The 26,004-nt window shown below is 64.7% G+C and carries 23 protein-coding genes and 1 pseudogene; 8 read left to right on the forward strand and 16 right to left on the reverse strand.

Going from position 1 to position 26,004, the window contains the following annotated elements; translation table 11 throughout:
- Window positions 1–35 precede the first annotated feature (35 nt).
- Together OS914_RS03335 and OS914_RS03340 are read left to right on the forward strand one after the other, a co-directional pair.
- Entirely contained in the window at window positions 36–479 is a 444-nt protein-coding gene (locus tag OS914_RS03335; protein WP_267544655.1) for a hypothetical protein, read from the forward strand.
- Window positions 480–646: 167 nt separating this feature from the next.
- Entirely contained in the window at window positions 647–2,653 is a 2,007-nt protein-coding gene (locus OS914_RS03340) for an acyltransferase family protein (RefSeq protein ID WP_267544656.1), read from the forward strand.
- Between the two features lie 23 nt (window positions 2,654–2,676).
- Here the strand turns inward: OS914_RS03340 and OS914_RS03345 are convergent, their stop codons facing one another.
- The 3 genes and pseudogenes from OS914_RS03345 to OS914_RS03355 form a co-directional block, all read right to left on the reverse strand.
- Window positions 2,677–3,777: a polyprenyl synthetase family protein gene (locus OS914_RS03345; RefSeq protein WP_267544657.1), complete on the reverse strand. Its 1,101-nt coding sequence runs from the start codon at window positions 3,775–3,777 to the stop codon at window positions 2,677–2,679.
- Between the two features lie 71 nt (window positions 3,778–3,848).
- On the reverse strand, window positions 3,849–5,123 hold the full coding sequence (locus tag OS914_RS03350; protein WP_267544658.1) for a geranylgeranyl reductase family protein: 1,275 nt from the start codon (window positions 5,121–5,123) through the stop codon (window positions 3,849–3,851).
- A 62-nt stretch (window positions 5,124–5,185) separates the two neighbouring features.
- Window positions 5,186–5,947 (reverse strand): annotated as a pseudogene (locus OS914_RS03355) (demethylmenaquinone methyltransferase); the annotation flags it as partial.
- Window positions 5,948–6,033: 86 nt separating this feature from the next.
- Between OS914_RS03355 and OS914_RS03360 the strand changes: the two are divergent.
- The 4 genes from OS914_RS03360 (at window position 6,034) to OS914_RS03375 (ending at window position 10,338) form a co-directional block, all read left to right on the forward strand.
- A complete protein-coding gene (locus tag OS914_RS03360; RefSeq protein ID WP_267544660.1) occupies window positions 6,034–7,371 on the forward strand; it encodes an isochorismate synthase in 1,338 nt (445 codons plus the stop codon).
- Between the two features lie 206 nt (window positions 7,372–7,577).
- Window positions 7,578–8,516 carry an ABC transporter substrate-binding protein gene (locus OS914_RS03365; protein WP_267544661.1) on the forward strand — a complete coding sequence of 313 codons (939 nt, stop codon included), beginning with the start codon at window positions 7,578–7,580 and terminating at the stop codon, window positions 8,514–8,516.
- 41 nt (window positions 8,517–8,557) lie between these two features.
- Window positions 8,558–9,514: an amino acid ABC transporter permease gene (locus OS914_RS03370; RefSeq protein WP_267544662.1), complete on the forward strand. Its 957-nt coding sequence runs from the start codon at window positions 8,558–8,560 to the stop codon at window positions 9,512–9,514.
- Between the two features lie 8 nt (window positions 9,515–9,522).
- Entirely contained in the window at window positions 9,523–10,338 is an 816-nt protein-coding gene (locus tag OS914_RS03375; RefSeq protein WP_324290620.1) for an amino acid ABC transporter ATP-binding protein, read from the forward strand.
- A 21-nt stretch (window positions 10,339–10,359) separates the two neighbouring features.
- Here OS914_RS03375 and menD read toward each other — a convergent pair whose 3' ends face one another.
- Entirely contained in the window at window positions 10,360–12,129 is a 1,770-nt protein-coding gene (gene menD / locus OS914_RS03380) for a 2-succinyl-5-enolpyruvyl-6-hydroxy-3-cyclohexene-1-carboxylic-acid synthase (protein WP_267544663.1), read from the reverse strand.
- Between the two features lie 27 nt (window positions 12,130–12,156).
- Window positions 12,157–13,161 (reverse strand): o-succinylbenzoate synthase, encoded by a 1,005-nt coding sequence (locus OS914_RS03385; RefSeq protein WP_267544664.1) that lies wholly within the window; start codon window positions 13,159–13,161, stop codon window positions 12,157–12,159.
- Window positions 13,162–13,257: 96 nt separating this feature from the next.
- On the opposite strand from OS914_RS03385, the gene OS914_RS03390 reads away from it, so the two are divergent.
- Window positions 13,258–14,178 (forward strand): phosphatase PAP2 family protein, encoded by a 921-nt coding sequence (locus OS914_RS03390; protein ID WP_267544665.1) that lies wholly within the window; start codon window positions 13,258–13,260, stop codon window positions 14,176–14,178.
- 10 nt (window positions 14,179–14,188) lie between these two features.
- Here the strand turns inward: OS914_RS03390 and OS914_RS03395 are convergent, their stop codons facing one another.
- The 5 genes from OS914_RS03395 to OS914_RS03415 form a co-directional block, all read right to left on the reverse strand.
- Entirely contained in the window at window positions 14,189–15,421 is a 1,233-nt protein-coding gene (locus OS914_RS03395; protein WP_267544666.1) for an MFS transporter, read from the reverse strand.
- 65 nt (window positions 15,422–15,486) lie between these two features.
- Complete coding sequence (locus OS914_RS03400) at window positions 15,487–16,317, reverse strand: MBL fold metallo-hydrolase (RefSeq protein ID WP_267544667.1); 831 nt, start codon at window positions 16,315–16,317, stop codon at window positions 15,487–15,489.
- Between the two features lie 70 nt (window positions 16,318–16,387).
- A complete protein-coding gene (locus OS914_RS03405; RefSeq protein ID WP_267544668.1) occupies window positions 16,388–17,794 on the reverse strand; it encodes a dihydrolipoamide acetyltransferase family protein in 1,407 nt (468 codons plus the stop codon).
- Window positions 17,791–18,906 (reverse strand): alpha-ketoacid dehydrogenase subunit beta, encoded by a 1,116-nt coding sequence (locus OS914_RS03410; protein ID WP_267544669.1) that lies wholly within the window; start codon window positions 18,904–18,906, stop codon window positions 17,791–17,793. The genes OS914_RS03405 and OS914_RS03410 overlap by 4 nt, the downstream gene beginning before the upstream one ends.
- Window positions 18,903–20,027: a thiamine pyrophosphate-dependent dehydrogenase E1 component subunit alpha gene (locus tag OS914_RS03415; protein WP_267544670.1), complete on the reverse strand. Its 1,125-nt coding sequence runs from the start codon at window positions 20,025–20,027 to the stop codon at window positions 18,903–18,905. Before OS914_RS03415 ends, OS914_RS03410 begins: the two co-directional genes overlap by 4 nt.
- A 205-nt stretch (window positions 20,028–20,232) precedes the next feature.
- Between OS914_RS03415 and OS914_RS03420 the strand changes: the two genes are divergently transcribed.
- A complete protein-coding gene (locus OS914_RS03420; RefSeq protein ID WP_267544671.1) occupies window positions 20,233–20,685 on the forward strand; it encodes an Lrp/AsnC family transcriptional regulator in 453 nt (150 codons plus the stop codon).
- 176 nt (window positions 20,686–20,861) lie between these two features.
- Here OS914_RS03420 and OS914_RS03425 read toward each other — a convergent pair whose 3' ends face one another.
- The 6 genes from OS914_RS03425 to paaA all read right to left on the reverse strand — a co-directional run bounded on the left by OS914_RS03425 (window position 20,862) and on the right by paaA (window position 25,915).
- Window positions 20,862–21,641 (reverse strand): enoyl-CoA hydratase/isomerase family protein, encoded by a 780-nt coding sequence (locus OS914_RS03425; protein ID WP_267544672.1) that lies wholly within the window; start codon window positions 21,639–21,641, stop codon window positions 20,862–20,864.
- 87 nt (window positions 21,642–21,728) lie between these two features.
- Window positions 21,729–22,955 (reverse strand): 1,2-phenylacetyl-CoA epoxidase subunit PaaE, encoded by a 1,227-nt coding sequence (paaE, locus tag OS914_RS03430; protein ID WP_267544673.1) that lies wholly within the window; start codon window positions 22,953–22,955, stop codon window positions 21,729–21,731.
- Window positions 22,955–23,518, reverse strand: a complete 564-nt coding sequence (paaD, locus tag OS914_RS03435; RefSeq protein ID WP_267544867.1) for a 1,2-phenylacetyl-CoA epoxidase subunit PaaD — start codon at window positions 23,516–23,518, stop codon at window positions 22,955–22,957. The genes paaE and paaD overlap by 1 nt, the downstream gene beginning before the upstream one ends.
- A complete protein-coding gene (gene paaC, locus OS914_RS03440; protein WP_420713862.1) occupies window positions 23,518–24,405 on the reverse strand; it encodes a 1,2-phenylacetyl-CoA epoxidase subunit PaaC in 888 nt (295 codons plus the stop codon). The genes paaD and paaC overlap by 1 nt, the downstream gene beginning before the upstream one ends.
- Before the next feature lie 50 nt (window positions 24,406–24,455).
- Window positions 24,456–24,914, reverse strand: a complete 459-nt coding sequence (gene paaB / locus OS914_RS03445; protein WP_267544674.1) for a 1,2-phenylacetyl-CoA epoxidase subunit PaaB — start codon at window positions 24,912–24,914, stop codon at window positions 24,456–24,458.
- On the reverse strand, window positions 24,911–25,915 hold the full coding sequence (paaA, locus tag OS914_RS03450) for a 1,2-phenylacetyl-CoA epoxidase subunit PaaA (protein ID WP_267544869.1): 1,005 nt from the start codon (window positions 25,913–25,915) through the stop codon (window positions 24,911–24,913). Before paaA ends, paaB begins: the two co-directional genes overlap by 4 nt.
- Window positions 25,916–26,004: the final 89 nt, after the last annotated feature.

A 26,004-nucleotide genomic window follows, 5' to 3' on the forward strand; every position in this document is an offset into this window, starting at 1 on the left:
TGTGAATCAGATCCCCACTGACTCGGAGCCTAAGTATGAGCGACATGTTCCTGAACAATTTCCGTGCCTTGGTAGCTAAATATCTTGATGAGCCGTGGCAGGAAGCCGACGGCATCCCGCTGGCCGAGCTCGATGAGCTGCTGGCCGGGCATAACATCACGGTCCCCCAGGTGCTGCGCGAATTCCTGCATGCCCTCGGCGGCTGCGAGGACCTGATGGAGGCCTATTACTATTTCTGGGATCCTGAGGAACTCGAGATCGAGGACGGTTATCTGTTGTTTCTCGAGGATGAGGACGAGGAGTTCACCTGGGGCTTCCGCGCTGAGCAGCTGGCAGTGCCCGATCCGATTGTCTGGCGGCGCAACAATGCCACGGGCGCCTGGACCAGTGAGGACGGCACGTTCAGTGAATTCGTCTTCGATATGTTCGACTGGGTCTTCTCTGAGGACGCCGACGAGGAAGCGGACGTGGACGACTGATCCGTTCCGCTCCCGCCCCGTTGCATTCCGTGAACATCCTTTGGGCATGTCCCGAGTCGCTACCTGATTTAGTCACAGGCCCCGTCTAGCCTTGGACTCAGTCGACACTGCAGGTTCCACGACGCTGCAGGTTCCACAACATAGCGGTTGCGAGAATGGGGCGCACAATGAGCATGGAGGAACGGGCCACACAGCGCGGAGTAGCTGCGCAGCTGGCCATCGAGGAACATGCACGGCCGGAAACCGGGCGGATCAACGGCCTGGACGGTCTGCGTGCCATCGCGGTGCTGGCGGTGCTGGTCTACCATTTGTACGCCGGTCTGCTGCCCGGCGGGTTCCTCGGAGTCGACGTGTTTTTCGTTGTTTCCGGCTTCCTCATCACCACGCTGCTGCTGCGTGAGGTCTTCACTACCGGCAGGATCTCGCTGGGGCAGTTCTGGCTGCGCCGGGCGCGCCGCCTGCTTCCGGCCCTGCTGGTTGTCATCCTGATCAGCACCGCGCTCGGATTCCTCATCGGCAGGGATCTGCTGGTCGGTATTGGCCGCCAAACGCTCGGTGCCATGACGTTCTCAAACAACTGGCTTGAAATCGCCGCTGGCTCCAGTTACTTCGCGCATACGGCACCGCAACTGTTCGTCAATTTCTGGTCGCTGGCCGTGGAAGAGCAGTTCTACCTCCTGTGGCCATTCGGATTTCTGGTGCTCATCCGGTACGTCAGCAGCCGCCGCAGACGGTTGGCCGTGGCCGCCGGCTGTGCCCTGGCCTCGGCCCTACTGATGGCCGTCCTCTATACGCCCGGCACGGATGCCACCCGCGTGTACTACGGCACCGACACTCATGCCTTCGGCCTGCTGATCGGCGTTGCCCTGGCCTTCGCGTGGTCCGGCGGAACCGGAATGGACCTGAGCCGCCCCAACTGGCGGCACCGCCGCAAATTCATCGGTCTGGGTGCGCTCGCCCTGCTGATCGGCTGCATGTACTTCCTGGATGCGGCTTCGCCGTTCGTCTACCGGGGCGGAATCCTGCTGGTCTGCGTGTTCACCGCGGTACTGATCCTGACCCTGTTGGAAGGAGCGGGCCCGCTCCAGTCCATGCTTAACTTTCCCGTGCTGACGTGGGTGGGCCAGCGTTCCTATGGAATTTACCTGTGGCATTGGCCTGCCCTGGTCATCTCCGACGCCGTGGCCCCGCAGGCCATAGGCACACCGGGGTGGTGGAGCATCCGGATCATCGCGCTGGCACTGACCGTGCTGGTCTCCGCGCTCTCCTTCCGGTACCTGGAGCAGCCCGTGCGCAGGAAAGGCTTCCGCGCAACGTGGGCGGCTGCGGCCGGGGCGGTGGCTCGTGGCGGAATAAATTTCACCGGCGCAAAGCTGGCCGCAGGGCTGGGAGCCGCGCTGGCGCTGCTGGCCATCGCGGGAATCCTCACCGCCCCGGCACAGTCGCAGGTGCAGACCGCACTGGAACGCAACCAGTCGATCGTCTCGGCTGCGACGCCGGTAATAGTGACCCCCTCGTCCGCTGCTTCACCGACAGCGGATCAGCCGTCGGCACCAGTGTCCGCTCCGGTGCCGTCACCGGTACCGGTACCGACCGCAGGCAACGCTCCGACGCCGGCAACCCCGTCCGGAACCCCGATGGGGTACCCTGCCGGCGAAGAGGTCATCGCCATCGGGGATTCGCTGGTGGTGACCAGCGCGGACGGACTCCGTGACCGGTTCCCCGGCATGGCGTTCGACGCGGTCTCCAACCGGCAATGGCCCGACGGCGTCGCGGCTATTGGCACCAGGGTTGCCAACGGCAGTATGCGCCGGGCGGTTATTGTGCACTTCGGCACGAACGCAGGCGTTGACCAGGCGATGGTCTCCAAGGCGTTGGACTTGCTCGGTCGGGACCGTATGGTCGTCCTTGTGAATCTGTACGGCGCCAGTTCGTGGGTCCCCAGCGCGAACGACGCCCTCGCAAACGCCGTGAAGGGCCGCCCAAACGTCATCATTGCCGACTGGAACAAGGCGATCAGCCAGCGGCCGGATCTTCTTCAACCGGATCAGATTCATCCTGGGATTTTCGGTGCGCACCTCTACGCGGACACGATTAAGAGAGCCTTCCACGACCTCGCGGTGCGCACCGGCGGAACCGTGCCCGGGGACTATACGATCGTTGACGACTACTAAAGACCCCGGCTGCCGGCGCCGAATTAGACGGAACGGTCGACGACGGCACGGGCGAAGCCGCTCAGGGCCGACTTCACCACTCCGTCCGGAATCGGCGCCAGCGCGTCCACGGCCTCCTCCGCCCACTGCCGGGCAATCGCCCAGGATTCGGCGGTCACGGCGTGGGCCTGCAAGGCAGCAACGGCCCGGGCCAGAGCATCGTCGCTGGTCAAATCACCCTCCACGAGCGCCAGCACCTCGGCGGCGGACGGATCGGTCGCGGCGGCCCTGCGCAGCAGCAAAACCGGCAGGGTCTCCACGCCCTCACGCAGATCCGTCCCCGGCGACTTCCCCGACACCTGCTTTAACCCGGTGACGTCAATGACGTCGTCGGCCAGTTGGAAGGCAACGCCCACCTTCTCTCCGTATTCCACCAGTACCCGCTGGATCGGCTCCGCAACACCGGCAAATATCGCACCCAGCTGCCCGGATGCTGCCACCAGGGAACCGGTCTTGTCCGCGATCACGGACAAGTAATGTTCCACCGGATCCTGGTCCGGACGCGGGCCGACCGTTTCGTGCAACTGCCCCAGGCAGAGACGTTCGAAGGTCCGCGCCTGAATCCCCAGGGCCTGGGCGCCCAGCTCCGAAACCAGAATGGATGCCCGCGCAAAAATCAGGTCCCCGGTCAAAATAGCCACCGTATTCCCCCACACCTCGTGCGCTGTCGGCGCTCCCCGGCGGTACGGCGCGGAGTCCATGACGTCATCGTGGTAGAGCGTGGCCAGGTGTGTGAGCTCGACGACGACGGCGGCTTGGATCACTTCCGGGCGGCTGGCGTCCCCTAACTGGGATGCCAGCAGCGTCAACAACGGCCGGATGCGCTTGCCGCCGGCCTCTATCAGGTGCCTGCTGGTGGCATCGGCCAGCGGATCCGAGTTGGCAATGGCAAGGCGCAGCTGTTTCTCCACCCTCGCCAGGGACATCGAAATGGCGGGGCCAAGGTCGGGATCGGCGGCAATGGAGGCAAACCCTTTGGGCAGCTGCAGGCCCGTGGCAATGGCCATCGTGGTCGGATCCGGTTCAACGGATTCGGGACGGCCATGGCCGGCATGGGTCCAGCCGGAGTCTGCGGAAGTAGTCACTGCTTAACACTAGCTTTCGTAAGGGGGCGAATGTGCCGTCCCGTCGACCGCGGGCACGGCGCACCCAATGGTCAGGCGAGCTGATTGTCCGTGGCAGGGACCAGCTTTTCGAGCAGATGAATCACTCTATCCTCAAAGCCCTTGCCGCCGCTGTCTGTCAAATTGGCCAGCATCCGCACTACGAACCGCATCAGCACGGGGATGGGCATCCCGGTCCGCAACGCCAGCTTCATCACCTTGGGCCTGCCGATCAGCGTTGCGAACATCCGGCCGAGGGTGAAGTGGCTGCCCCATTGCTCCCGTATATACCCGCTGTAGCCGGACAACACGTGGTCCCGGGCCAGCTGCGAGTTGGCGCGGGCAGCGTTTTCAATGACCTCCGCCGCGTAGCGGGCGGATTCCATCGCGTAGGAGATACCTTCGCCATTGAAGGGACTCACCATGCCGCCGGCATCGCCGAGCAGCAACAGACCAGGCGAATAATGCGGGGTTCGATTGAACCCCATAGGCAGGGCGGCACCCCGGATTTCACCGATCTGGTTGTCCGGGTTAAAGCCCCACTGCGCCGGCATGGCGGCCGTCCAGTCCCGCAGCACCTGCTTGTAATCCAGCTTGCCGAATTCCCGGGACGAATTCAGGATTCCCAGCCCCACGTTGGATGTACCGTCGCCCACGCCGAAGACCCAGCCGTAGCCGGGCAGCGGATTCCCTGCCTTGTCGGGCAGCTCCAGCCAACCCTCCATCCAGTCATCGTCCGTCCGCGGGCTGGTGAAATAGGTCCGCACCGCCACCCCCAGCGGCCGGTCATCGCGCTTGTGCAGTCCCAGCGAAACGGCCGTCCGGGTGGAATTCCCATCCGCTGCGAGCACCACATCGGCCGCAAAATCCTCGGTAGCGCCGGTTTTACGCCCCGCACCGTCCAGCAGCGCCGCCGTGACGCCGATAACGCGGCCGTTGGCGTCCCTGCGGGCTGCGGTGACGCTGTGGCGTTCACGGACGACGGCGCCCGCGGCCTGCGCGTGCCGGGCCAGGGACTGATCAAAACCGAGCCGCGTCCGGATCAAGCCGTACTGGGGAAAGTCACTGAGCTCCGGCCATGGAACCTCGACCGTGCGTCCGCCCGCGATCAGCCGCAGGCCCTTGTTCCGCCGCCAGCCCTCCGCCTCGCTGTGCGGCAAATCCAGCAACTGGATCTCGCGCACAGCCCGGGGGGTGAGGCCATCGCCGCAGACCTTCTCCCGCGGGAAGGCGGTCTTTTCCAACACCGTGACCGCGATACCCGCCCTGGCCAGATAATAGGCGGCGGTGGACCCGGCCGGGCCTGCACCGACAATCAGGACCTTCACTTAACTGCTGGTCCGGAGCCGGAGGACCTTGCAGCTCCAGACAACCCCGCAGCTCCAGACAACCCTGCAGCTCCGGAAGGCTTGGTGCGATGCGTCTTTGCCACCGGGCCCACGCCGCCGCGTTCGTGCCTCCCGGGTTTAACCGCGCGGTGCACCGCCACGATGCCCCCGCTGAGATTGCGGTAGGCCACATCCTTCCAGCCAACGTCGCGCAGCCATTGTGCCAGGTGGTCCTGATCCGGCCAGGCCCGGATGGATTCCGCGAGATAAACGTAGGCCACCGGGTTGGAGGAAACCTTGGTGGCGATGGCCGGCAGCGCGCGCATCAGGTACTCGGTGTACATGGTCCGCCAGAGCGCCACCGTGGGCGAGGAAAATTCCGCAATAACCAACTTGCCGCCGGGCTTGGTGACCCGGAGCATTTCCGCCAGTGCCTGATGCGGGGCGCTGACGTTGCGCAGCCCAAAGGAAATCGTCGCGGCGTCGAAGGAATTGTCCGCAAACGGAAGATTGGTAGCGTCCCCGGCAATGAAATCGATGTCCGGGCGCCGGCGCTTGCCTACTTTGAGCATGCCCACCGAGAAATCGCAGGCCACCACGTCGATCCCGGCGTCGGCGTACGGCTCACTTGATGTACCGGTGCCCGCGGCCACATCGAGCACCCGCTGCCCGGGCTTGGCATCCACGGCGTCCACCACGATCCGCCGCCACCGGCGAGTCTGCCCCATCGACAGCACGTCGTTAACGACGTCGTACTTGGGCGCAACGTCGTCAAACATTGCGGCAACTTCTTCCGGACGCTTCTCCAACGATGCACGGTTCACCCCTTCATTGTCTCAAAGATCGTCCTCGGGCGGGTATTTTGCGCCCGTGCCGCCACGGGGCTACTGCGGAGTAGTGTTAAATCATCATGACTGCGTCCCTGACCGCCCTCACCGTACCGCTCGATCTCTCCCTTTTGACCATTCCGCTGCACCTGAAGCAAACCGCGAAAGACTACGGGCTGCGCGACCTGCTGCGCATTGACAGCGCACTATGCTGGATCCGCCGCGGCGAGGGGCTGGTGGCCTTCGGAGAGCTGACACGCTTCAGCGGAACCGGGCCGGAGCGTTTTTCCGATGCTGAGCAATGGTGGAAAGAGCTATTATCCAGCTCACATACCCAGGATTCGGTCCGGCTACCCGGTACTGGTCCGGTGGCCTTCGGCTCCTTCGCCTTCTCAAAAACATCATCCTTTAAGTCCCGACTGATCGTCCCATCTCTGCTGGTAGGCTTCCGCGGCGGGCTCATCTGGCTGACGCAGATGACGCTCGACGGCGGCCCGCTCACCGCCGCCGGCGCGCATGCCGCCCTTGGCCTGCTGATTAACAGCGCTGCCCGGCCCGAGCCCTTGGCCAGTCCCGAGCCACCCGAAGCCGTGGTCTCCAGCGGAGCCCTCAGCGAGCAGGATTGGCTGGCCGCCGTCGCAGCGGGGGTCAGCGCCATCGAATCCGGAGCGCTGGAAAAAGTGGTGCTGGCACGGGACATCGTCGCGACCTTCGACGAACCCGTTTCCCGCCCCGCCATCCTGGCGGCGCTGACGGAGCGCTACAGCGAATGCTGGACGTATGGGGTGGAAGGACTGGTCGGAGCCACCCCGGAAATCCTCATCAAGGTAGAGGGAAACACCGCTCAGGCGCGGGTCCTGGCTGGCACACTTGATCGCGAGGACGCTCCGGAGGATGCCGCCGGGTTTGCCCGCGATGTGCTGGCCGGATCGGTGAAGCAGCGGCAGGAACACGATTTTGCCGTCCGGTCACTGACCCGCCAACTGGCCCCTTTCGCCGTCGACCTCTCCTTCCCGCCGGAACCCTTTATCCTGGAACTGCCCAACGTCTGGCACCTGGCCTCCGACGTCAACGCGGAACTGGCGGACGTGGACGGCCACCTTCCCACCTCCCTGGCGCTGGTGGAGGCGCTGCATCCCACGGCGGCCGTGTGCGGTACGCCGCGCAGTGAGGCGGGGGTACTGATCCGTGAGCTGGAGGGGCTTGATCGCGGTCCTTACGCCGGGCCGGTCGGCTGGCTGGACGGCTCCGGCAACGGCGAATGGGGCATTGCCCTGCGCGGCGCAGTGCTGGAAAATCCGACGACGGCGCGGCTGTACGCCGGTTGCGGCATCGTGGCCGCATCGGATCCGGACGCTGAACTCGCCGAAACCTGGGCCAAATTCCGTCCGATGCTGCAGGCCTTGGGCCTGCGCGCCTGAACGCCCATCCCAGCGGCGCCCAGCGACTTTTGCCACGTTTCCGGCGCCAATTCCGGGATCCCGGACGTCGGGCGCCTCACTCACTTGCTTTTAGCCCACTAAAGTTATCTGATAGTGAAACGTTGTTTACTGTGATGCACATCTCTTTCGGCTATACACTATAAGACGGATAACTCCTTCCAGCCTCAGAAACAAAGGGTAAATCGATGCCGTTCTCCCCCAAGCTGTCCGCCAAGATCCTCACGGTTGCCGCCGTGGCGGCACTAGCGCTCACCGGCTGCACCACCGCTTCGCAGTCCGGTGCCGGCGCTCCCTCCGGGGCGTCCGGTTCGGCGAGCTTTGACCCCTCCGTCGTCAAAAAAGACGACGCCCTGGCAGCGGCCGTTCCCGCCTCGATCAAGAGCAAGGGCACGCTGACCGTTGGTTCGGATACCTCCTATGCTCCCGCGGAGTTCCTGGGCGGGTCGGACGGGCAGACGCCGCAGGGCTACGACGTCGATCTCGCCAAAGCAATCGGCGCAACCCTCGGGATGCCGGTCAAGGTGCAGACTGCGGAGTTCACCAGCATCCTGCCGGCGCTCGGCGCCAAGTACGACCTGGGCATGTCGTCCTTCACGATCACTCCCGAACGCTCACAGGCCGTGAATTTCGTCAGCTACTTCAACGCCGGGGTGCTGTGGGCAGTCCAAAAGGGCAACCCCAAGCACATCTCGCTCGATGACATCTGCGGCAAGACCGTAGGAGTCCAGACCGGCACGGTGGAGGAGGACCCGGATGTTTCGGGACGCTCCAAGAAGTGCACCGATGCGGGCAAGCCGGCGATCACCATTGTCACCTTGAAAAACCAGACCGATGTCACCACGCGCCTGGTTAACGGCAGCATTGATGTGATGTCCGCCGACTCCCCCATCATCGGCTACGCACTCGCCCAGACCGGCGACAAGCTGGAGACACTCGGGGACGTCTACGACGCCGCCCCGCAGGGCATCGCGATTGCCAAATCCGATACTGCCTTCGCGGATTTGATCGGCAAGGTCATGAACAAGCTCATCGACGATGGTGACTACAAAAAGATCCTGGACGGTTGGAACAACAGCAAGGGCGCGCTGACCAAGGCCGAGGTAAATCCGAAGGTGGGCAGTTGAGCGGCTCGGCACCCAGCAGCACCGGAACAAGGAAAAACGGCATGACTGCATTAGCTAATAAACGCACCGAGGGCCCGGACTTGATCAAAGCCGTCCCGGTGCGGCATCCCGGCCGGTGGGTCGGCGGCGTCATCATCGCGCTTTGCCTGTTCCTGCTGGTGCAGTCCCTGGTGACCAACCAGAACTTCCACTGGGACACGGTGGGCACGTACCTGATGGACGTGCTGGTCATTCAGGGCATCGGCTGGACCCTGCTGTTGACGGTACTGTCGATGGTGCTGGCCATTGTGCTGGCCATCATCCTGGCGTTCATGCGGCAGTCGGACAACCCGCTGTTCCGGTATATCAGCTGGGTCTGGGTCTGGTTCTTCCGTGGAACTCCCGTTTACACGCAGCTGGTTTTCTGGGGCCTCGTCGCGGTGCTGTATCCAAAGATTGCTGCCGGCGTTCCCTGGGGACCGGAGCTCTTCAGCTTCAACACCCAGGACCTGATTCGGCCTTTCCTGGCCGCCATGCTCGGTCTGGGGCTCAATGAGTCCGCCTACCTTGCGGAAATCTTCCGGGCCGGTCTGAAGTCAGTGGATGCCGGGCAGATGGAAGCAGCAGAGGCGCTTGGGATGCGCAGATCCAAAGTCATGTGGCGGATCATTCTGCCCCAGGCCATGCGCGTGATTGTCCCGCCCACCGGCAACGAGACCATCGGCATGCTCAAGACCACGTCGCTGGTGCTGGCGGTGCCGTTCACCTTGGATCTGACGTTCGTGACCAGTTCTATTGCCAACCGCATCTACCTGCCCATCCCGCTGCTGATCGTGGCGGCCTTCTGGTATCTGGTGATCACCAGCGTGCTCATGGTGGGCCAGCACTTCATTGAACGCCACTACGGAAAGGGCGTGGACAATCTGGTGCCCGCTCCCGTGAAAGCGACCCAGGCAGTGACAGCTGCCCACACCACGCCGGAAGCGGCGGCAGCGACGGAAGAAGGTGGCCACGTATGAGCACCCCGATGAATGACATTACCGATCCGCAGGCCGCCGGGACCCGGGCTGATTCCTTGGCCGGCAACCCGCTGGTCCGGGTTCAGGACGTGCACAAGTTCTTCGGCAGCCACCATGTGCTCTGCGGCATCGACATGACTATCCGGGAGGGAGAGGTCTCCGTCATTATCGGCCCCTCCGGGTCGGGAAAATCCACCCTGCTGCGCTGTGTCAACATGCTCGAAACCATCAGCGCCGGCCGCATCTACGTGCGCGAGGACCTGATCGGTTTCAAGGACATCAAGGGCCAGCTGCATGACCTGACGCCCAAACAGGTTGCCTTCCAGCGCCGGGACATTGGCATGGTGTTCCAGCGGTTCAACCTCTTCCCGCACCGGACCGCCCTGCAGAACATCATCGAGGCGCCCACGCAGGTCAAGCGGGTCAGTAAAGCATCTGCGCGGACCAAGGCCATGGAACTGCTGGACCGCGTGGGGCTGGCGGACCACGCCGATCACTACCCTGCCCAGCTCTCCGGCGGCCAGCAGCAACGGGTTGCCATTGCCCGCGCCCTCGCGATGGAACCGGAGCTAATGCTCTTTGATGAGCCCACCTCAGCGCTGGATCCGGAGCTGGTGGGAGACGTGCTCAACGTGATGAAGGATCTGGCGAAGTCCGGCATGACCATGATCGTGGTCACGCACGAGATCGGCTTTGCCCGCGAGGTGGGAGACACGCTGACGTTCATGGACGCCGGCGTTGTGGTGGAAAGCGGAGATCCGCGTGAGCTGATCGCCAACCCGCAACATGCCCGCACCAAGGAGTTCCTCAGCCGGGTACTCTAGAGCCGGTGCCCGCCCCGCCGGTCAGCTTCGCGGCAGGATCGGCGCCACTTTCAGCGCCACGGCCCGTGCGAGACTTTCCTGCAGGCTGCGCAGCCCGGCCCGGTCCGCCCGCACTTCCAGCAGGGAGCGCCCGCGGACCGGCTCGGCCAGCGCTGCGGTGAGCTCCGCCTTCGTACGGACGCTGCGATGCGTTAGGCCGTACCCGGCCGCAAGGGCCGCAAGATCGGCGGTGTGCGGCGTGCCAAAGAGGCGTTCGACGGCGGCGGCGTAGTCCGTGCGGCCGGCGAGAATGCCGTGCTCCAGGGTACTGAAAATCCCACCCCCGCCATCGTTGAGCACCACCAGCTGCAGATCCGGTTCGGCCTCGCCGGTCCCCAGCAGCAGCGCGCCGACATCGTGCAAGAAGGTCAGATCGCCGAGCAGTATCCGAGTCGGGGCTCCGCTGGCGAGCGCAACTCCAGTGCCGGTGGAAATGGTGCCGTCGATGCCCGCCAGACCCCGGTTGGCAAAAACCGGCACCTGCTCCGATCCCGGACGGCCCGCAAGATCCACGTCGCGGATGGGATTGGACGAGCCCAGCACCAGGTTGCCCTGCGTTTGCTTCCACACAGCCCGCGCTACATGCAGCCCGGTAAGCGGCGGCAACCCGGTCCCAGGTGCCGGACCGGCAAGCACTTCCTCCAGCGCCGCCTCAGCACCAAGGGCGGCAAGGCGCCAGGTTTCCAGCCAGCCGGCGGGGCCGCTGCCGGCAAAATCGCGCAGGTCGTCCCATTCTGTAAGCACCAGTTCGGTGCGCCGCCCCGGCTCAAACCAGGCCACCGGCCGGGGCAGATACAGCGCCCGCGCAATGTCCGTGCGGGCCAGCAGTGCGGCCACCGGTCTGGAGAGCGTTGGCCGGCCAAAGACCACCACGCGATCGATGGGTTCCGCCGAATCCGGCCCAAAATGCGCCAGCAGCAGGCGGTAGGGGCCCACCGCGTTCGGTCCAAAGCGGGCGTTCGACGACGGCTCGGCCAGCAGCGGCAGGCCCAGAGTACGGGCAAAATACTCCGCGGACGGACCCCCACCGTGTCCGGCGACCACGACGGTTCGACGAGCGGTACCGGTCCGAACCGCTGCCGGCGTTGCCGCCGCCGCGTTAGAAGTCGGCAGCCAGTTCCCCTTCGCCTCCGCCGGGCCGCTGCCCGCCACAGGCTCCGCTGGAGTCCGGTATCGGGGTTGTTCCCAGTCGCTGCCGTCCAGCGCGGGGGTCAACGGATCGCGGAAGGCGAGGTTGAGCTGCACCGGGCCTGCCGGCGTGCCCGGAAGCCTGCCCTGGGCCGCGCTCAACGCCGTGCCGATCGCCGCCGTCGGGTCCGTTCCGGCGGCAACATCGGCCGCGAAACGGACATGCTCGCCGAAGAGGTCAAACTGGACCGTAGTCTGGTTGGCGCCGGTCCCCCGCAGCTCCTCCGGGCGGTCCGCGGAAAGCACCAGCAACGGAACGGCGGCGTGATCGGCTTCCATCACGGCGGGCAGCAGATTCCCCACTGCCGTGCCGGAGGTGGTCAGCACCGCCGCCGGTCCATCGCTGCCAAGGGCCAGGCCCAGTGCCGTGAACCCGGCCACCCGCTCATCAATGCGAACGTGCAGCCGGAGCAGGCCCGCTGCTTCGGCCTCCGCCAGCGCGTAGGACATCGGCGCGCTGCGGGAACCCGGCGCCAGCACCACTTGGCGCACTCCCCCGGCCACCAGGGCGCATACTGCAAGCCGGGCCGCATCCATCGAGCTAAAAGAAGTCACAGCAACCATCTAACCTCATCCTCCGGCGCTGGAGATTTACTCACCGCGTGCCTCTGCGGCCAGCACCGCATGGCTGCGCCGCAGTCGCTCCAGCCACCAGGCCCGGCGCTGCCCGGAAACCGCGTACCGCTCGAGCAGATCCGGCTCCGCGGCCACGTCCCTGACGGCGATATGCCCGCCCGCTGCGACCAAAGGATCCCGCACCACGTCCCCGGCAAACAGGGACACCGTCCCCAACCCGCAGGCATACGGCAGCTCAGGCAGCGCGGCGGCCAGCGCCACCCCGGCCCTAATCCCCACCGAGCTATCCAGCGCGGAGCTCACCACCGCGGGCAGGCCTGCTGCTGCGACGATTTTCAGCGCGCGCCGGACTCCGCGCAGCGGGGCGACCTTGATAATGATCAGATCGGCCGCACCGGCGCGGGCGACGGCCAGCGGGTCCGTTTCCTTGCGCACACTTTCATCGGCGGCAATCAATACCGGCACCCGTCGCGCGGCCAACGTCCGCCGGACGGCTGCCAGGGCGGCAATGTCCGGTACCGGCTGCTCGGCGTACTCCAACTCGAAATCGGCAAGTCGCGTCAACGCCGGTACGGCCTGCGCCACGGACCAGCCGCCATTGGCATCGACCCTGATGGCCGCGGCAGGCAGCGCCGCACGGACGGCCGAAACCCGGGCAACGTCGTCGTCTAATGTTTGCCCGGGCTCCGCTACCTTGACCTTGACGGCCACGGTGGTGTCAAACGAGGCGAGTATTTCCGGGACGCGGACGGCAGGCACCGCCGGGACCGTTGCGTTCACGGGAATCAGGGTGCGCCGAGGTTCGGGAAAGCCCTGCCAGCCCGCCTCGATGGCAGCCGCCAGCCAGCGCGCCGATTCGGCGTCGTCGTACTCGGTAAAGGGGGAAAATTCAGACCAACCGCGGGGTCCGTCCAGGAGCAGAATCTCACGCGCCACGATGCCGCGGAACCTCACCCGCATAGGCAGCACCACCACATGAGTTGCCGCAATGAGCTCATCTAGATCGGGCAACGGGAGCATTTACCCACTCTAGCTTCTGGCTTCCACCCGAATAGCCCCGGTATGCGGCCGGGAACGCGGCCGGTCCTGTCAGGAATGTGTGGGAGCCTAGAGGGGATGAGATCGAGCTCCCCGGCCCCGACGAAAAATCGGCGGCCCCCGCAGGCGGCCCAGCACCCCGGCTATTTTTGGCTGGCGGCCGCGATCTCGGTAATGGCCACCATCGCCACCTACCTGTTCTACGTCCGCACCACCACCGGGCAGTATATTGACGAATCCGCCCTGAATGAGGCCGCGCGGGCCCAGGCCTGGATCGGGACGCCGATCGCCAGCTTCCTCGATGCCCTGCCCGTTACCTCGGTGGTGATCGCCGCCGTCGTTGTGCTCTTCGTGACCCTGGCCCGGCGCCGCTGGCTGTCCGCCGGGATCGCGGTGGCCGCGATGATCGCGGCCAACCTGTGCACGCAGTTGATTAAGTCATCACTGCCGGACCGTCCGGACCGTGGCGTGCTGACGCTCGGGCTGAACTCGCTGCCCTCGGGGCACAGCACTCTGGCAGCCTCCTCCGCCGCGGCTGTCTTTCTGGTCGTATCGCCGCGGTGGCGCCCGGTGGTGGCATTTTTTGGGGGCAGCTACGCGGTGTTTGCCGGCATAGCGACCCTGATCAACCAATGGCACCGGCCCGCCGATGTGATCACCGCCTTTTTGGTCGTCGCTTGCTGGACCGCGTTGGCCGGGCTGGCGGTCATGCGCGCAGGCTCGAGTTGGAACGTCTGGGACGGCTACGGCGAACACTGGGCTGCCTCCCGGCTGTGGCCATTCCTGTCGGTGCTCGTGGGAATGCTGGCCGCAGCCCTGGCCGTCGTGGTGCTGCGCGGGATCACACCCCCCGGCGGGAGCAGGGTCAGCACCACGGACTATTTCTGGACCGGCGTGGCCCTGATCGTGGCCACCGGCTACCTGCTCACCGTGGCCGGGACCCTCCTGTTCGGAATGGAAGCCCCCCGCCGACGGCATTCGCGCAGGCCTAAAACCTAAGGCCAAAGGTCTAAGGCCTGATCTGCCGCTGCGCCGCGGAACCGGCATCCGGGGCGTTGCGGGGAATCCAGTACCACAGGGCCGCTGCCGCGACCATTCCGAGAACACCGGTGGCAGCGATACCGACGGCGAGCGCGGCAATCGCCGTCAGCCCGGCCAGGAGGGCCGGGCCGCCCGAGCTTCCCACATCCGAGAGGAAGCGCCAAATGCCCAAAAACTGTGCGCGGCCGCGCGAAGGCGAGTAATCAGCGCCCAACGTCATGATCATTCCTGATCCGATTCCGTTGCCAAAACCGATCAGCAAGGACACCAGCAGCAGGGATCCGACGCCCACTGTCAGCGGCATGAGCAGCAGGGCAACGCCCATTAGGGACATCGACGGGACTGCCACCCAGGTTCTGCCTTTGCGGTCCATCACCTTTCCGGCCGGATAAAAAACCAGCATGTCAATGGCCCCGGACAGCCCGTAAACTAATGAGGTCGTTGCGGCGTCAAGACCCAAATGCTCCGCCCACAGCGGGATTACCGCCTGGCGAGAGGCTCGGACAGCGCTCACCAGCAAGACCCCCAGCCCCACAGTGAGAAGGACCCTCCGATGGCTCACCAACAGCGAACGGACGCCCGCGGGTCGCGCTGCGGCAGGACCGGTGCGTTCAGCAACAGTGTGCACTAGGTCCGGAAGTGTCCACGCCACGGCTCCGGCGGCCAGCACTGCCGCGGCTCCGACCCAATACGCCCCGGACAGACCAAGCATCCCGATCGCCAGGGCACCGGCGAAGGGTCCGGCAAATACGCCGATCCGCATTACACCGCCGAGGGTGGACATGGCCCGGGCCCGGAACTGGACCGGGACGGCCTCGGTGAGATAGCTCTGCCGCGCCAAGTTGAAAACAGCCGATGCTGCGCCAATCATGAGGATTCCCGCGGAGAACACCCAGATGTTCGGCGCCTCCGCGCAGCACACCATAGCGGTCATGCTCAGGGCAGCCGCCACAATAATTGCCCGTCGTTCACCGTATTTCGCGGTCAGCAGCGACGCAGGAATATTGCACAGTAAGGACCCTATGCCCAGCAAGGTCACGATCAGGGCCGCCGCCGCTACCGAGGCACCCAGCGAACGCGAACTCAAGGCAATGACGGGCAGGATTGCGCCTTCACCGAGGCCAAAAAGGAGCGACGGGCCGAAGGCCGGGATGGCGATCTTGCGCAGGTTCAGTTGGCCTGCGTTATCTTTTTCGCTCACCCCGCAACTCTAGACTCCCCCGAACACCGGCGAAATTCCGTCGACGGGCTCCGGCTACGGGCTGGTTACGCGCTGGTTTCCTGTAGGCGCTTTATGAACCATCTGGATTGATCCGGCCCATAGGGCAGAATCGGGATGGCTTTGGTGGCCAGGTCCGGCATCTCCCGACTGGCCTGCCGGGCCTGCCGGACCGCCGTTGTCATGGTGTCTGCCATCACGCGGACAAAATTGTCGCTGACCGGAAGTCCGTGTCCAGGGACCAGGAATTCGTAGCGGCCCCGCAGTGCCGACAGCTGACGCAGCGTGTTGGCCCAGTCCGCGGGATACGAGTCTTCGAAAGAGGGATGGGCACCCTGTTCCACCAGATCACCGGCAAAAAGTGCACTCTCCGCCCCCACCAAAAGGTCACCATCGGTATGGCCGCGTCCCAGATAGAACAACGTGGCGACGCGGCCGCCCAGATCGATGAGCACCGGTTGGTCTTTCACCGTCGCGGTAGGTAGCACCATCATCGAGTTTGGGCCCTCGCCCGCCGCCATTTCCGGCTCTGCCGCGGCTGCGTCAGAGCCGGCGGGGCTTAGCACGGCACGCTGGGACTCGGAGGATTCCGCCATCTCCCGTACGGCGTTTTCGTGCGCCCAGAAATCCGTGACGCCTGCCGCTGCGAACACGGCATTGCCGAAGTAGTGGTCAAAATGCGCGTGCGTGTTGACCACTGTCAGCGGCAGGTCCGTTAGTTCGCGGACTGCCGCCAAAATCTCCGCTCCCTGCCGGGGCCCGCATCCGGTGTCAATCACCAGTGCCCTGTCCCGCCCGATCACCAGCCCGGTGTTCAGCAGTGCCCCTGCCGTACTGAGCACATAGTTTCCTGCACCGACATCCCGCCACTGCGCCATGAATCTCCCCGTTTTTTTGCACTAACTTCCTTGTAGCCCAGCCTATTCCAGTGGCACGGTAATGCCGGCCCTATAGGTCCGCCAGCACGCCTCCCGGATTCTCTATCGCATCCGCAACGTAACGCAGGAACCCGCCGGCCGTGCCGCCGTCGCACACCCGGTGGTCAAAGACCAGCGTCAGCTCGGTCAGCTTTCGAACGGCCAAGGCGCCGTCTACCACCCAGGGCTTGTCAATGATCCGGCCAATGCCCAGGATCGCGGATTCGGGATAATTGATGATGGCAGCCGAGCCGTCCACACCGAAGACACCGTAATTATTGAGTGTGAAGGTGCCGCGCGCCAGCTCCGCGGGCGTTGCCTTTCCTGCACGGGTGACGGCGGTCAGCCGACGGATTTCAGCGTCCAGTTCCCTGGCGCTGAGTTTTTCAGCGTGCTCGACGGACGGGACCATCAGACCACGCTCGGTCTGGGCCGCAAAGCCCAGATTGATGCCGTCGAGGGCGACAATCTGCTGTCCTCCCTCCTCAGTTCCTTCAATCCGCGCATTGAGTTCCGGGTATCGTGCCAACCCGGCGGTCACGAAACGGGCGATGAAGGCCAGCAGGCCCGGAGTGCTGTCCGGATCCTGGTTTTTGAGCCCGCTGCGCAGTTCCACCAGCGCGGTGGCGTCGACGTCCACCCACACGGTGGCCTCAGGGATTTCGCTGCGGCTCCGGCTAAGATTCGCCGCAACCGTCTTCCGCAGACCCTTCAGCCCGGTGCGGCTGCGGATGGTCAGGCCGGTTCGGGCATCCCGCTGCCCTGCACTGTCCGCACCGCCAGCACTGCCAGCACTGCCAGCACTGCCAGCACTGCCAGCACTGCCAGCACTGAATTGTCCCGCCAGCGCCGCCTCGACATCGCGGCGCAGGATCAGGCCCTGCTGCCCGGAACCCGGGATGGAATGCAGCACAAGGCCGCCATCGCGGGCCAGCTTGCGGACCAGCGGTGAAATCACCAGTGGGCTTTTGTGATCGACGGAGACCGCCGCCGATGCGGTGAGGACCTCTGCAGGGCCGGTTCCCCCTGTGCTCGCAGAACCCGCCTGGCCGGCCGCGGGCTTCTTCCGCGGTCGCGTCCTGCCGCCGGCTCCATGGCCAGAGGTGCCATATCCGATCAAGACATTTCCGGAACCCTCGGATCCGCGGGCCTCCACCTGCTCATATTCCACGGCCTCATTCTCCTCGGTTCCATTCTTCGTTGACTGAACGGAAATCAGCGGTTTGCCGACATCCATCGTCTGTCCCGCTTTCCCGTGCAGCACTGCGACCTGACCGGCAAAGGGCGAGGGCACCTCGACAAGGGACTTTGCCGTTTCCACCTCCGCGATCGGCTGGTCCACGGCGATCTCGTCTCCCACCCTGACCAGCCATGTGACCAATTCCGCCTCGGTCAAACCCTCACCGAGATCCGGCAGCAGAAATACCTGCAAACTCATTGGTCCTCCCACTGAAGTTCGTCAACGACATCCAGGATGCGGTCCACCCCGGGAAGATAATGCTGCTCAAGCTTCGGCGCCGGATACGGAATGTCGAATCCGGTCACGCGCCGCAGGGGTGCGGCGAGTGAATGGAAACAACGCTCCTGAACCCGCGCAACGATCTCGGCGGCAACGGAGGCGAATCCGGGGGCCTCGGCAATCACCACGGCCCGCCCGGTCCGACGGACCGCGGAGCAGACCGTTTCGTCGTCGAACGGGACAAGTGAGCGCACATCAATGACCTGCAGCGATCGTCCCTCCGCCGCAGCCGCGTCCGCCGCAGCCAGAGCCGTCGGCACGGATGGCCCGTAGGCAATCAGCGTTGCATCCGTTCCCTCCCTGGCAATCACGGCCCGCCCAATGGACGTCGCCGCTGCCGTCGACTCAAACGCTGCCCGGAGGGCATCAATATCCACGTTCTCCCTGGCGAAATACAGCTTCTTAGGCTCGAGGAAAACCACCGGATCCGGGCTGCTGATGGCATCCCGGAGCATGAGATAGGCATCCGCCGCCGTCGACGGCGCCAGGACCGTCAGCCCCGGTGTGTGCACGTAATATGCCTCCGAGGAATCGCAGTGGTGCTCTACGCCGCCGATCCCGCCCGCGTAGGGGATGCGGATGACCATCGGCAGCCGCACCTTGCCCTTGGTGCGGTTGGCCATTTTTGCCACGTGACTGACAACCTGTTCGAACGCGGGATACGCGAACGCATCGAATTGCATCTCCACCACAGGCTTCATCCCGTTCATGGCCATCCCCACGGCCATGCCCACAATGCCGGATTCGGCCAGCGGCGTGTCAAAGCAGCGCTCTCGGCCGAAGCGCTTGGTCAGGCCGTCCGTGATCCGGAAAACGCCGCCAAGCACACCGACGTCTTCACCAAAGATGACGACGGTGTCATCAGCAGCCATCGAATCGGCCATCGCCAGAGTGAGCGCCTTCGCGAACGTCAGGGACTGCTGCTGTGCTGCTGCCGCTCCCGCCGCGGCTGCAGGGGCCTGGGCTGCCGTCACCGGTGGCGTCTGCACCGACGGATCCGCGGCCGTCGGGCTTGCTGATAGTGTCGTCATGAGGTGGCTCCTTCGCGGCTGAGCTCTTCGGCCAGCAGCTGTGCCTGTTCGATCAGCTGGGGCGTGGGCGTACTGTAGACAAACCTGAACAGGTCCTGCGGATCCACGGTGACCTCCGCATTCAGTCCATCGCGGAGCACCGTGGCCACTGCTTCGGCGTCGGCCGCGATCCGCCCTTCCTCGGCGTCCGTCAGCAGATTCGCCGCGAGCAGGTACGACCGCAGGCGCAGCAACGGGTCGCGCGGCTCCCAGGCGCGTACCTCATCCTCCGTGCGGTAGCGGCTGGCGTCGTCGGCATTGGTATGGGACTGCATCCGGTAGGTGTGCGCCTCCACCAGGGACGGTCCGCCACCGCCGCGGGCGCGCTGCACGACGTTCCCGAGCACGGCCAGCAGCGCCGCCAAATCGTTGCCGTCCACCCGCTCACCGGGCATTCCGTAGCCAATGGCCTTGTGCGCCAGTGACGGCGCCACGCTCTGCTGGCTCAGCGGCACGGAAATGGCGTACTCGTTGTTCTGCACAAAAAAGACCACCGGCAGATGGAATACGGCAGCAAAGTTCAGCGCCTCATGGAAGTCGCCTTCGCTGCTGGCCCCGTCTCCACACAGTGCGAGGACAACGGTGTCCTGCCCCCTGAGCTTGGCCGCGTGGGCGACACCCACAGCGTGCAGCAGCTGGGTCGCCAGTGGCGTGGATTGCGTGGCGACGTTGTGTTCGTAGGGGTCGTAACCGCTGTGCCAGCTGCCGCGCAGCAGCTCCATCACCTGCACCGGGTCGACGCCGCGGGCCATTACGGCGACGGTGTCCCGGTATGTCGGGAATAGCCAGTCACCGTCCGCGAGGCACATGGCCGCGGCCACCTGGCAGGCCTCCTGACCATGCGAGGAGGGATAGACAGCCATCCGGCCCTGCCGCACCAGCGCCGAGGCCTGGTCATTGACCCGCCGGCCCGTCACCAGCTGAGCGTATCCGCGCAGCAGCGTCTGCTCCTCCGGGAGCGGATAGTTCTCTTTAGATGTCCGGCCCGCGGCGGCAGTACCGGTTTCGTCAATCAGCCGCACGGGCTGTAGCGATGGCAGCATCAGCTCGTCCGTTAGCACCGGTATTGACAGTTGATTCATGGCCCATCATCCTTGATCAGCAGTGGATGCTTTGAGCTTCAAGTATGCCCTTTGGGAGCGTTTCGTATGCTGATGCGCGGATAATTCTGGAAATTATCCGCTGAAAAAGCTAGAATGGAAGACATAATGCAAACGTGAGACAGATTACCTTTCGTTTTGCCATCCGCCGCGCACCCCTCGACGCACAACCCACCCGGAGCTGACCATGCCCGATCCGAACACGGCACCGTTGGATGACGTCGACCGCAGAATCCTTGCCGAGCTCACCCGCGATGGACGGATGTCCGTGACGGCCGTAGCGGACAACGTGCACATCTCACGAGCCCACGCCTACTCGAGAATTTCCCGGCTTACGGATACCGGCGTGCTGACCAAATTCACCGCCCTGGTGGATCCGATCAAAGCGGGCCTGCGTTCCTCCGCTTACGTGACGCTGAAGGTCCGGCAGCATTCCTGGCGGGAGCTGAAGGAAAAGCTGCGCGCTATTGAGGAAATCCACCACATCGCGCTGGTCGGAGGAGACTTCGACGTCATCCTGCTGGTCCGGGCCGTGGACAATGTGGACCTGCGGCGCGTGATTTTTGATCAACTGCAGTCCATGCCCGGGGTGCTGGACACCCAAACGTTCCTGATCTTCGAGGATGTCGACACCCGCTAAACCACGGCGAGCCTCGCGCAGGCGAGCTCGCCATTTTGGGCAAGTTCTTCGAACCCGACCTCGATCCGCCGCGGCAGCACCGGAGCTCCGGCGCCCAGCGTCACCGGTGCGTACTGGATCCATATCGAGGGAACTCGTGGACAAATAGATCGATTTCATCAATTTAGCGGTCTTAGTCAGCGGCCAAAATCGGGTTTGCGCTTGGCCGCGAAGGCGGCAAAACCTTCGGCGTAATCGGACGTCGTAGACAGCCCGGCCTGCGCCATGTTTTCCTGCCCGACGGCGGACCATAGTCCCAGCCGCTCGTCCCGGATGGCCGCGACCAGGTCCTTGCTGGCGGCAAACGCCTGGGTTGGGCCGGCCGCGACCTTCGTGGCAGTGGCTCGGGTGAAGTCTAGGAGGTCCGCAGCTGGAAGGGACCGGCTGAACAGACCCGAGGCTACGGCATCGGCACCGCTCATCAGCTCGGTGGTGTAGATCAGATCCAGGGTCCGGTGGGCCCCCAGGCGCTCGGTGAAGAGCCAGTGTCCGCCGGAGTCAAGGGTGGCGCCGAGGTTTGCGAACGGGGAACCGATCTTGGCGGTGTCCGCGATGTATACGACGTCGGTGGCGATCAGCAGGCCAAGGCCGACGCCGAGACATGCGCCGTGCGCCGCGGCGAAGGTGGGTGCGGGGAACGCGCTCATTTTCTGCAGCAACGGAGTCAGTAGATCGCCCAGGTAGCCCATCGCGTCGTCCTTGTCCGGCGTGACGTGAGAGATATCCCTACCGGCGCAGAAGGCACGGCCCTCGCCGCGCAACAATAGCGCGTGGACGGATCCGTCCACGGCGGCCGCGGCGGCATCGTCATAGGCCCTGCTGAGCTCTGCCAGCCCATCCTCGTCGAGCGCGTTGAGTTTGGCCGGGGCGTTGAGGACTATTTCCGCGACTTTGTCCGTGATGGTCAGGTCGATCATGGCTGGCTCCTTGCTGCGGGACGTGGCTGGATCTCCACGCCGGCGCGGACGGTCTTGGTCAGTTGCCGGGGCGGGCCGATCCCCTGCTCAGACGTCGTAGTCAACACTCACGGCATCGCTGGTGGGGTGGGCCTGGCAGGTCAGAATGTAGCCCTTTTCCACCTCATCGGGCTCCAGCGCATAATTTTCCGCCATCTCCACGGTTCCGGTCACCAGCTTGGCGCGGCAGGTGCCGCAGACACCGCCGGCGCAGGCAAATGGAACATCCGGGCGGACACGCAAGGCTGCGTTCAGGATGGACTCCCGGGCGTGCGTGGGACTATCCACCGTGCCTTCCAAACCGTCCAGCTTAAAGGTGATTTTGTAAGACTCCGCGGCGTCGTCGGTGCTGACCGCGCGGCCCGCCTGCCCCTCCGGCCGGTCCGGGAGCCCGGTGGTGAACAGCTCGAACCGTACCCGGTCCGCCGGAACGCCGCGCTCTGCCAGGGCGTCGCGGCAGAGCTGGACCAGTTCAAAGGGCCCGCAGAGGAACCATTCGTCGATATCATCTGCATGGATAGCGGCCCGCAGGAGCAACTCCAGCTTTTCGGCGTCGATCCGGCCCGTCATCAACGGCGCTATGCGCTGTTCGCGGGACAAGATATGGTGCAGGGCCAGCCGCCCCGGATACCTGTCCTTGAGGTCCGCCAGTTCCTCCAGGAACATCACATCCATGGCAGCTTTGTTGGCATACACCAGGTCAAAGCGGGTCTGCGGATCGGCGGCCAGCAGGGTCCGCGCAATGGAAATCACCGGAGTAATTCCGGACCCCGCCGCAATCGCCACGTAACTGCCCGGGGTCCCGGCCAGCTGTTCAGGGTGGTTCATGCTGTTCATGACGTTGCGCTTGGCGCCGTGCTTGGAGATGAAGGCGCCCGCCGGGCTCATCACGTCCAGGGCGTCTCCTGGCTTCAGCTCGGCATTGGCCCAGGTCGAAAACAACCCGCCCAGATCCCGTTTGATCGCCACCTTGATTTCGGAACTGCCATCCGCAAAATGCATCGGCACAGCACAGATGGAGTAACTGCGGCGCAGCTCCCGCGGTTCCCCCGCTTCGTCGGTCAATGTTGTCCGCAGGGCCACATATTGCCCGGGGAGATAGTCAAACGCGCCTGCCAATGCCGGTGGGACCGCAAACGTCACCTCAATGGCATCCTCGGTCAGCCGGCGCACCGCCGAGACGCTAAGGGTGTGGAAGGAGGCGCGGCGCTTGGCGGGAGTGTCATTGATCTTCTCGTCAAGGTCGCTGGCCGGGGCAGTCGGTGGAACGGTCATTAGTGCACCTTGAAGTAGTCGAAGGGTTCCTTGCAGTCCTGGCAGACATAGAGTGCCTTGCAGGCGGTGGATCCGAAACGAGTGAGTTCTTTGGTGTTTAGCGAGGAACACTGCGGACATTTGACCTGCAACGACAGTCTTACCGGTCCCCGCGCAGTATGCCCAATGCCGCCCGCGGCCGAGGTCCCGGAAGGAGCCGCTATGCCGTATTCGCGCAGCTTTGTCTTGCCCTCCGCGCTCATCCAGTCGGTGGTCCAGGCCGGGGAGAGCACCAGATTCACATGAACCGCAGGGTATCCCGCCTGCTCAAATGCGCGGGCCAGATCGTCGCGGATCGCGTCCATCGCAGGGCAACCCGAGTAGGTGGGCGTGATGGTGACCTCGACGGCGGGAACGAACCCGCCGTCGTCGAACAGGCGTACCTCACGCAGGATGCCCAGATCCGCGATGCTGAGCACGGGAATTTCCGGATCGCAGACGGCGGCGGCGATCTCCCACGCCTTCTGGTCCGCGGTCCGCACCGTTCCCTGTTCCTCCCGATCCGCATACGGGTCCACGATCATCACCAGCTTGCTCCCGGATATTCGCGCGCCAGCACCTGCATCTCAGCCAGGATGTAGCCCATATGCTCCGAATGCTGTCCGCGTCGGCCGCCGCCGAGCGCCGAAGGAACGTGGGGTACGTCAATTTCGGCCTCCACCAACACCTCATCGGTCAGGCGATCAAAATCGGCGCGCAGCGAAGAGGGCGCGACGGCGGCGTCCCCGAGTCGTGCGGTCAGCGCATCGTCCTCGAACAGTTCGCCAACGTAGGGCCAGAGCAGTCGCAGTCCGGCCAGCAGACGGCCGCGGGATTCATCTGTCCCCAACGCCAGCCGCAGCACCCACTGCGCGCTGTGATCGCGGTGGTAATCCACTTCCTTGACCGCTTTGGCGGCGATAGCGGCGAGGGTGGCATCCGAAGAGTCGGTCAGCCGGCGGTACAGCTCGAACTGATAATAGGAGACGATGAACTGCCGGACGATGGTGACGGCGAAATCACCGTTGGGCTGCTCAAACAGATGCGCCGACCGGAACTCCGGCTCCCGCCGGAAGTAGGCAAGCTCGTCCTCGGTCTTTCCCCAGGCCGCGCCGGCGTAGGTCAGAAAGGAACGGGCATGGCCCAACTGGTCGAGGGCAATGTTGCCCAACGCCACATCTTCTTCCAGCTCGGGCGCACGCGAAATCCAGTGGCCCAACCGCTGAGCCAAGATCAGGGCATCATCTCCGAGCCGGAGGGCGTATTCGCCCACGTTTTCGCTGGGCTTGACGTCGCCGCGCTGCACTTCCAGGGCAATGTCCTCTGGACGCAGGGCGTTTCCCGGCGTGATGCGGGTGGCACTGGCTGGGCCCACGCCGGCGAGGGACCCGGCCTGAGCCTGCGAAGGTTGGGAGCCGGTGGCTGGGCCCACGCCGGCGAGGGACCCGGCCTGAGCCTGCGAAGGTTGGGAGCCGGTGGGGATCACAGGTGCTTCACGCCTTCACTTTTGACGTAGTAGGTGGCATGGCGATAGTCCTTGCCCTGCGGGGACTCGAAGAAGGATCCCTTGGAATCCGGGTCGCTGGCGGCAATCGCATCGGCGGGAACCACCCAAATGGAGACGCCTTCATTACGCCGGGTATACAGATCCCGCGCGTTCCGCAGCGCCATGGCCGCGTCCGGCGCATGCAGGGATCCTGCGTGCACATGGGAAAGACCGCGGCTGGAACGAACAAACACTTCCCACAAGGGCCAGCCGGTGGCTGGGCCCACGCCGGCGAGGGACCCGGCCTGAGCCTGCGAAGGTTGGGAGCCGGTGGCTGGGCCCACGCCGGCGAGGGACCCGGTCTGAGCCTGCGAAGGTTGGGAGCCGGTGGCTGGGCCCACGCCGGCGAGGGACCCGGTCTGAGCCTGCGAAGGTTGGGAGCCGGTGGGGATCATGCCGCAACCTCATTCTTCGCTGCCATTTTCGCCGCGTACGCCGTCGCTGCCTCGCGGACCCAGGCGCCGTCGTCGTGCGCCTGGCGCCGGCGCTCCATCCGCTGCGCATTGCACGGTCCCCGCCCGGCCAGAACTTCCTTGAACTCTTCCCAGTCCAGCGGACCGTGCTCCCACTTCTTCGTATCCTCATTGAAGCGGACCTCGGGATCCGGCAGGGAAAGTCCCAGCACCTTGACCTGTTCGGCCATCATCCCGACAAACCGGGAACGCAGCTCGTCGTTACTGAACCGCTTGATATTCCAGGCCATGGACTGCTTCGAGTTGGGGGAGTCATCATCCGGGGGCCCGAACATCATTAGCGACGGGGCATACCAGCGGTCAACGGCATCCTGCGCCATCTGCTTTTGCGCAGGAGTCCCGTTTGCGAGTTCCAGGAGAATTTCGAAGCCCTGCCGCTGGTGGAAGGATTCTTCCTTGCAGACCCGGACCATCGCCCGCCCGTACGGGCCAAAGGACGCCCGGCACAGCGGCACCTGATTGCAGATTGCGGCGCCGTCGACCATCCAACCGATGGCACCCATGTCCGCCCAAGTCACCGTGGGGTAGTTAAAGATGCTTGAATAGCGGGCCTTGCCGGCCACCAGCTGGCCCATCATCTCGTCGCGGGAGGTGCCGAGAGTCTCGGCCGCAGAATAGAGATACAGCCCGTGGCCCGCCTCGTCCTGCACCTTGGCCATCAGGATGGCTTTGCGTTTGAGGCTCGGAGCGCGGCTGATCCAGTTAGCCTCCGGCTGCATACCGATGATTTCGGAGTGCGCGTGTTGGGAAATCTGGCGCACGAGCGTACGCCGATAGGCGTCCGGCATCCAGTCCCGCGGCTCGATCCGCGAGTCCTCCGCCATGACATGGTCAAAATATGCCTGCCCGGCATCCGCGTCCAGCTGGGATTGCTGCTGCGAAGGGGCAACGTCTCCGACTGCCTGCAGATTTTGCGCCATGATTGCTCCTCAAGGAATTACCGACCGTTCGTTCAGGATATCGGCACGGTGTGATATGAGTCAACCACCGGTGCCCAAACAATCTCCTTCCC

This window comes from Arthrobacter endolithicus (assembly GCF_026627425.1).
GTDB lineage: Bacteria > Actinomycetota > Actinomycetes > Actinomycetales > Micrococcaceae > Arthrobacter_M.